The following is an 8,551-nucleotide window of genomic DNA, read 5'->3' on the forward strand; positions in this document are numbered from 1 at the left end:
TGTAGGTCCAGTCACCAGAATAATGCCATGAGGGCGATGCACTAGGGCCTTGAGTCGATCATAATCATTATTCATCAAGCCAAGATGGGTCATATTTAGACGGCCGGCCTGCTTGTCCAGCAAACGCATCACCACCCGCTCGCCATAAGAGGATGGCAAAGTCGAAACACGCACATCGACTTCACGACCTGCCAGACGTAAGGAAATACGGCCATCCTGAGGAATCCGTTTTTCTGCAATGTCCAACTTGGCCATGACCTTGATCCGTGATACCAGTAATGGTGCCAGTTCACGACGTGGCTGCACAATTTCACGCAATTGCCCATCGACACGCAAACGTACGGAAAGTCGTTTTTCAAAAGATTCCACATGAATATCTGAAGCGCCAACACGGATTGCTTCAGACAACAAGGCATTGATCAGACGGACAATAGGCGCATCATCCTCCTGATCCATCAAGTCTTCAGCCTCAGGGACCGAATCAGCAAGGCTTAATAAATCCGGGTGATCTTCCAGTCCGGCAGCCACCTGCTGTGACTCACCGCTATCGCCGGCAAAACTGGAACTGAGTAACTGATTGAATTCTTGTTCTGTACAATGTTGATACTGAGCCGGATGGCCCAGCAAACGGCGTGCTTCCTGCAATGCAAGCATAGACGTATTGTCACGACGGACAATAAAAGCCTGATCCCCCTCATAACGCAGCAGCACACCATGACGTTTCGCAAAGCTATACGGGATTTGTAATTGTTTCAGTACTTGCATCGCAGATTATAATAATGATGAAAAAATTTAAATTGAGTGTACTCTAAGCATATGACAGCGTGAAGTATGTTTTCAAAGATTTAGCAAGAAAGGATGCCAACATTGCCGCAAGATCAAGATGAATTAAACCTGCAGTCTCCCCGAATCCAATGGTGGGGAGAGCAAAGTTTTGAAATTAACGAGTCCAAGGCCTGGCAATTTGGCTCTCTGCTGTTTCGTTTGACCCGAGGCTTGCAGGAATGGCGACTAGAATATTACCGTCCGAGGGTTCAGTACGATTATGAACAGCAATGGCATCAGATTAATGATCCACTGTTTGCATTTCCGACACCGGTGAAAATTGAACGCTATATGTTCAAATCTACCCAAAGCAAGTTACAGCTTATGCCGCGTCTGGCGAATCGCTCCGTAGTAATTAAACCGGTTGATCCGATTTATATTCCGGCTGGACAACGTGGAACCCTCTATATCAGCACCCCGCTATGGATTGCCGGTTTTGTCGAAGGTCAACGTGAACCGATTTTTGATCTTCCAGTGATTTTACCGAAAGATACCTGGTTTGGGCCAAATCACCGTTCCGGTGAAATTTGCTATGCTACCGCAGTCGATGGCCGGACTGAATTGCAACAATTACGTCCTCGTGCATTCCGTGCTGTGACTCCAATTGAGTTTCATAATACCAGTCAGCAGCAACTGCGTTTCGATCGGATGAATGTTCCAGTACCTGCATTGCCTCTCTTTTATAGTGCCAGCACTGAACGTCTGTGGACCTCGCAGATTAAGGTTTTGCATGAAGGTCTGGATCGCCCACCCCGGATCCGGGTGGAAAACCGTACCCCGCCCAATGCGGGTGAAGTGGATTATTTACACCCACCGCGTGATCCGGCGGGAAATTTATTTAATATGTTTGATTCATTTTTCTAAGAGCGTGTGATGCCAAATTCGAATATTCCAACCGAAGTCACCAACAGTCTCAAGGGAGTATTTACCAATATTAATACCGATCGCCTGACTGAAATCGTCGTCGCGGTTGTGCTGTGTTTTATTGGTTTCCTGATCGCACGTTTTTTTTCGAATGCTTTTATCCGTACTATTGGTATACGCTTTAATGCGCATCAGCAAATGGTCTGGCGCCGCGGGATTTTCTACTTTATTTTCCTGCTGTTTGTGATGGCGAGTTTGAAGGAAGCCGGATTTAAACTCAGTGTCTTTCTCGGTGCAGCAGGTATTTTAACCGTCGCACTGGGTTTCGCATCCCAAACCTCTGCATCCAACCTGATCAGCGGTATCTTCCTGATTGGTGAAGGATCTTTTGAAGTGGGTGATACCATTCAGATTACACTGATTCGTGGACATACCGTTGAAGGTGAAGTGATTTCGATTGATCTGCTCTCGGTTAAACTACTTACCCAAGACAATATTTATGTACGCTTGCCGAACGAACAACTGATTCGGGCTCCGGTACACAACTTGTCCAAGTTTCCAATCCGGCGTATTCCGATTACCTTGGCTATTAATTTCCATGAAGACATCATCAAAGTGCGTGAAGTACTGCTGGATGTTGCCAATAAATATCCACTGGTTCTGGCCGATCCAAAACCAGCTGTAACAGTCACCGCCTTCCGTGAATCTTCGATTGAACTTTTGTTTGCGATTTGGTGTCAGCAGGAAAATTATCTAAAAGTCCGTGATGAGATGCAGGAACGGATCCGAAATGGCTTTCTCGATAATCAGATTGAAATTCCGGTACCGAAAATGGGCTTTGTTGATCATCCACTGGCTCGCCCACTGGAAAATGAAGACGTTGATCAATATGCCAATGAGAAAGAGCTGAAGAGAGAGCCGGATTTAAAATAACTTTTTCTAAATCCCTCCTAACCTCCCTTTACTAAGGGAGGGACTGTCATAAAAAGCCTGTCTTTCTTTTACATATCGCTTAAAGCTGTGCTTTAAGCTCGTTCAGGGTTTGGGGAGATTAAATTAACGCTCAAATCGAGTAATTTAGATTCAAACCCTTTTCTCCCCATCCGGCATTGGTGCTATATACGCAATCAGTAGCATGACCCCACCGGCCAGCAAGAATGAAATCACACGTGTCAGTGTACCGGTATGAGATAAGTCGAATAACACCAGCTTCAAGCTGACGATCACCAGAATACTGCCTCCTAAAATCCACATCGGTTTAAGCCTTTTTAGCGTAGCCGTCCACATGGTTGCCCAAGCCAACAATACCCAAAGAATCGTCAAGCTTAGCTGCACCGTAGCATTGCTCCATAATTCCAGACTATTAAATGGTGTTTGCAGATAGATATGTAGAGCCCGTAATACAATATAGCTCGACAGCCATAACAGGCTTAGCACCATCAGTACCGACATCATACCGCGATCGTGTCCTGCCCGAATCTGCTGCAACAGCATCCACAGGAAACTGGCAAGCATGGCCAGACTGATCAGATCAAATGGATTGAATAGAGGTAACCAGTAATATTGGAAAGCTTGCTGGTTAAACAGCTGTGAGCATATTAACCAAGCTCCCATTAACACCAAGCAGTTTTTACTTTGCCAGAGTAAGCGCCACTCTGAATTTTCTTTTTGTCGATAACACCAGAACCAGAATACCAAAGGCAGAATTACCATACTGAGATAAGGCATGCTCGGTATTAGGCATACACTAGCCAAATCCAAGCTGGCAAATACCCCAAAGCTCATCCACTCTTTGGATAAATCAATTCCTTTCACCGGTCTTAACCATAAAGCAGCCAGCAATAATGATGAAAGTGCAAAGATTCCACGCTCCAAAGCACTTGGCCAGACCAGAATCCCATTTTCGCTATAATCAACAGCCAGCAAAATCGCAATGATCACCAATGGCGTAAGACCGCTCCATTTTGGCAATAACCAGCACCATTCCTGATGCTTGCGCTGTATGATTTCACTTAGAACCGTATAACCCAGTCCAAGACTGAATAAACTATAAATATAAGCCTGTTCATGAGCAAACTCATCTTCAAGCAAGGCAAACAACATCAGGGTCGAAGCAAAACTGAGAATGCTCAGAAAACTGATACTTAAACTATTGAGCTGCTGGCGGTATTTGGCTTTAAGCTGACTCAGGAAGACGACGGCGACATAACAGAAGCTGAGAATCCAGAAAATTTCCCGCGGTGTGGGATTAAGCTCAATCAGATAGTAAACACTACTGAAGCCTGCCATGATCAGCAGTCCCATACTCAGATAATGCGCAACCCGAATATTCTTTTCCAATGCCCAGAGATAAATCAGTACGCCTTCAACCGCCCAACCGACTACGCTCCACTGCTCTGTCAATAAAATGGGGGGAATCAAAGCCAGAAAGATCAGCATCAGGCTGAGATAACTTTGGGAAATGACCTGAATACTCTCTCGACGGCGAACTAAGGTCCAGCAGACTGCAAATATCCCGACAAATAACAGACTAAGCCCGGCTTGCCAAAGCTTTTGATCAGGCTGATTGAAATGAATCAGATACAGGAAAATATAGGCGGTAATCGGTGCAGCGAAAATCAGGGCAAGATCCAGAACCGGTTTTAAACGAAAACGCGAAAGATCCTGCCGAGCCAGTAACTGGCTAAAACGAAAGCCTAGCCAGATGAATACCGCACTATGTGCCAGAATCAGAGTCGTCATCGTATAACGTTCGTATGTATGACCATGAATCAGGCTATACATTCCACCTACTATGACTGTGACCAGAAAAGCAATCTGGTTCAGGATTTTCCAGGGCCGCAAACTGCTAAGGAACAGCACGCCGATATTAATCAGCAGATAATAACTGATGAACTCAACCGCAGAAGCATCTCGGGTCGGCAAGGTAAACGGCGCCAGATAGGCAATGAATAAGGCCATGACTGCCAGCTCAATACTTTTCTGTTTCAAGCTTAAGTACAGCGTAATTGCCAAAATGACCAAGAACACCAGAGCTGCCAGTGGCAACGTGGCAATCACCAGATTGTAATAGGCAAAGAACAAGGTCAGAAATAGTGCCCCTAATCCCAAGCCTTCTAGTGCCAGACCGAAACTGCGGTTTTTAGCGATCAGGGTATAACCCAATCCGGTCACAACAACAGCAGATAAAGCGACCAGTCCTAATTTTACCGCCAAGCTCAGCTGCCAGTGCTCTGTCGCAAAACGGAGTAATAAAATGATTCCGATTACCAAAATGGCAATCGCAGCTTTGAGAACTAGATTTCCTCGAAAAATCCATTGTTGGATCTGATCCAGCAATTGTGGTTGCTCTGGACTAGCTTGAGCAGCAATAGGTAAAGGAATATCTGGTTGAGTAGTTTCTGGATGAGTCCGATCTGCTGACCGGTAACGAGATTGCAACTGGACAATGTTACGTTCCAAACGTTGTAGCCAGCGTAATAGAAAGAAAATCCAGGCGGTAATACCAATACCTATGAGCCAGTTGAGCTCAGTCACGCCTCCGACAATGGCGATAATAGAAGAAATATATAACGGTATTTTAGAATTGGCTGTCACAATCACCTGGGTCGGTGCAGCCAGATCCCGCACGGGCGCTTCAATGGCACTGATATATTGCATCACGCTGATCAGGAAACCCAGAGCAGTGAGATAAGTCACGATCTGCAATTCCAGATACCATGCACTTATTCCCACAATTACCAGACTAATCAGCCAGATCATACGCAATTCATTTTGCCCTGCCGTCATTCTTCTCGTTCTCGTTCCTTAACCATGTCATCATACAACAGCTTGTACTGCTTATTTCATCTTCACCCGATATTCGCTAAGCTGTAGAAGCCGACTTGCCCCTGCGAGTGCAGTAAAAATCACGTACAATAAAACTGTTTTTTGAATAAGGAATTGATTACATGCCACCATTTGTCTTGGTCGATGGCTCTTACTTTTTATTTCGTGCCTTTCATGCACTACCACCATTAACCACGTCAACCGGTCTGCACACCAATGCAATTCGTGGTGCAATTTCTGCTATTCAAAAACTGATGCGCCGTACCCAGCCAACCCATATGGCGGTGATTTTCGACACGCCTGAACCGACTTTCCGTCACGAGCTATCACCTATTTATAAAGGTGACCGTCCGAGCATGCCGGAAGAACTGTCACAGCAAATTCCATACTTACATGCCTTGATTCGTGCACTGGGCATTCCCCTGCATATGCTGCCAGGTGCGGAAGCCGATGATATTATTGGGACACTGGCTAAACGTGCTGAAGCTTTGGGTCATCAGGTACTGATTTCAACCGGTGATAAAGACATGGCACAGCTGGTGACTGATAAAGTGACCTTAGAAGACAGTTTCAAAGAAAAACCGATGGATGTTGATGGGGTTTTTGAAAAGTTTGGCGTATGGCCAAACCAGATCATTGACTACCTGACCCTGATGGGAGATGCCTCAGATGGCATTATGGGTGTGCCTGGCATCGGGGCGAAAACTGCAGCCAAATTACTCAATGAATATGGCTCGATTGGTGGCATTCTGGAAAATGTCGACAAGATCAAAGGTAAAGTTGGTCAGAATATTAAAGACAATACCGATGGCATTGCATTGGATCATCAATTAGCCAGCATCATTTGCGATCTGGATTTAAGCTTCACTTATGATGACCTGAAACTTCAGGATCCAAATGTAGAAGCTTTACGTAATCTGTATACCGAACTGGAATTCCGTAACCAGCTGCAATCACTAGACCATCCGAACAATCCAAACAATCGCAACTATAAGCAGGCTACCCAATCGATTACTGCCAAAGCCGTACCTGAACCTCAGGAAGCCGATGAGCAGCAGGCAACACTCAGCAGTGATAACGATCAGCTTGGAGAAGCGACGTATCATACTGTGTTGACTCAGGAAGATTGGAGCAAGCTGTTTGAACGCTTAAACACTGAAAAACGCTTTGCTTTTGATACCGAAACCACCAGTCTGGATTACCGTATTGCACAGATTGTTGGTTTTTCAGTGGCTTTTGATGCACAGGATGCCTATTACGTACCGCTAGCACATGATTATGAAGGTGCGCCAGAACAGCTAAATCGTGAAGAAATTTTGGCTCAGATCAAACCGATTCTAGAAAATGAAGCCATTCAGAAAATTGGCCACCATCTGAAATATGATGCGCATGTTCTGGAAAATCACGGCATTCATCTGGCGGGCTGGTATTTTGATACCATGCTGGCTTCTTATGTGCTGAACTCGGTTGCCACCCGCCATGGCATGGACGATGTTGCTCGTCTGTACTTAAGCCACTTAACCACCACTTATGAACAGGTGGCAGGCAAAGGCGCCAAACAAAAAACTTTCAATAAAATCGAGATCGAAACTGCAGCACACTATGCCGCAGAAGATGCGCATGTGACCTATCGTCTGTTTGAAGTACTCAGCAAAAAGCTGCAGACTTATCCTGAACTGGTCAATATTCTGCATAATATTGAAATGCCGGTAGCGCGTGTGCTGACCAGCATGGAAGAAAATGGCATCCGACTGGATCTGGCTTTTCTGGATCAGCTCGGTTGTGAGTTTGCTCAAACCATGCAGAATCTGGAAAATCAGATCACGGAAATAGCTGGTGAAGCGTTTAATGTCAGCTCTCCAAAACAGGTCGGTGAAGTTCTGTTTGACAAACTGGGCTTAAAAGGTGGCAAAAAGACCTCTACCGGCCAGTATAGCACCAGTGAAAGTGTGCTGGAAAAACTGGAACACCCGATTGCTGAACTGATTCTGGAATATCGGGGTCTGTCTAAACTGAAAAGTACCTATACCGATGGTCTATGCAAGCAGGCCAATAATGAGACCCATCGTGTGCATACCAGTTACCATCAGGCACTGACTGCAACCGGCCGTTTATCATCAACCGATCCAAACTTGCAGAACATTCCAATTCGTGCGGAAATCGGACGTCAGATTCGTAAGGCCTTTATTGCGCCTGAAGGTCGTGTCTTACTCGCAGCGGATTATTCACAGATTGAATTGCGTCTCATGGCACATTTATCTCAGGATGATGCGCTAGTAGATGCCTTTAACCATGGACAGGACGTGCACCGTCGTACCGCAGCTGAAGTTCTGGGCATCCCACTCGAAGAAGTGACCAATGATCAGCGTCGTCAGGCCAAAGCCGTGAACTTCGGCCTGCTCTATGGCATGTCTGAATTTGGTCTGACTCGTCAGTTAGGTTTCACTCGTCAGGAATCACAGGAATATATCAAACAGTATTTCCGCCGTTATCCGGGGATTTATGAATATATGCAGCGTACCCGTCAGGTGGCATTGGAACAAGGCTTTGTCGAAACTATTCTAGGTCGCCGTTTGTATACACCGGATATCGATGCCCGTAACATGATGGTCCGCAAAGCCGCTGAACGTGCTGCGATTAATGCACCATTACAAGGTTCGGCTGCAGACATCATCAAAATGGCGATGATTGAAGTTGATAAAATGCTGCCTAAAGATCAAGCCAAAATGCTGCTGCAAGTCCACGATGAATTGGTATTTGAAGTCGATGAAGCGATTGCAGATGAACTGGCGCCTCAACTGGCTGAAGTGATGCAATCCGTGATTGAAATTTCTGTACCTTTGGTTGTGGAAGTCGGTAAAGGCATGAACTGGGATGAAGCGCATTAATACTAAAGCTCCTTCCTCCTTTTAGGAGGAAGGTTGGGATGGAGGTTATTTAAATTTATAGACCTCACCCTAACCCTCTCCTACAAGGAGAGGGAATTTTCTTGAAATAAAAAAGGACGCCTAAGCCACTGCTGTCCCATAGTTTG

General features: G+C 45.6%; 5 protein-coding genes. 3 read left to right on the forward strand and 2 right to left on the reverse strand.

Features of this window, described 5'->3' with window-relative positions:
- Positions 1–765, reverse strand: a 765-nt coding sequence (locus tag B4J23_RS00105; protein WP_291358106.1) for a GspE/PulE family protein, incomplete at its 3' end; no start/stop codon positions are given.
- Positions 766–858: 93 nt separating this feature from the next.
- Here B4J23_RS00105 and B4J23_RS00110 point away from each other — a divergent pair.
- Both B4J23_RS00110 and B4J23_RS00115 read left to right on the forward strand, forming a co-directional pair.
- Positions 859–1,689 (forward strand): hypothetical protein, encoded by an 831-nt coding sequence (locus tag B4J23_RS00110; RefSeq protein ID WP_291358108.1) that lies wholly within the window; start codon positions 859–861, stop codon positions 1,687–1,689.
- Positions 1,690–1,698: 9 nt separating this feature from the next.
- On the forward strand, positions 1,699–2,622 hold the full coding sequence (locus B4J23_RS00115) for a mechanosensitive ion channel family protein (RefSeq protein WP_004783545.1): 924 nt from the start codon (positions 1,699–1,701) through the stop codon (positions 2,620–2,622).
- A gap of 150 nt (positions 2,623–2,772) precedes the next feature.
- Here the strand turns inward: B4J23_RS00115 and B4J23_RS00120 are convergent, their stop codons facing one another.
- Entirely contained in the window at positions 2,773–5,478 is a 2,706-nt protein-coding gene (locus B4J23_RS00120; RefSeq protein ID WP_291358114.1) for a DUF2339 domain-containing protein, read from the reverse strand.
- Positions 5,479–5,639: 161 nt separating this feature from the next.
- Here B4J23_RS00120 and polA point away from each other — a divergent pair, with 161 nt between their 5' ends.
- On the forward strand, positions 5,640–8,405 hold the full coding sequence (gene polA, locus B4J23_RS00125) for a DNA polymerase I (protein ID WP_291358116.1): 2,766 nt from the start codon (positions 5,640–5,642) through the stop codon (positions 8,403–8,405).
- Positions 8,406–8,551: the final 146 nt, after the last annotated feature.

This window comes from Acinetobacter sp. UBA3025 (assembly GCF_002367915.1).
GTDB lineage: Bacteria > Pseudomonadota > Gammaproteobacteria > Pseudomonadales > Moraxellaceae > Acinetobacter.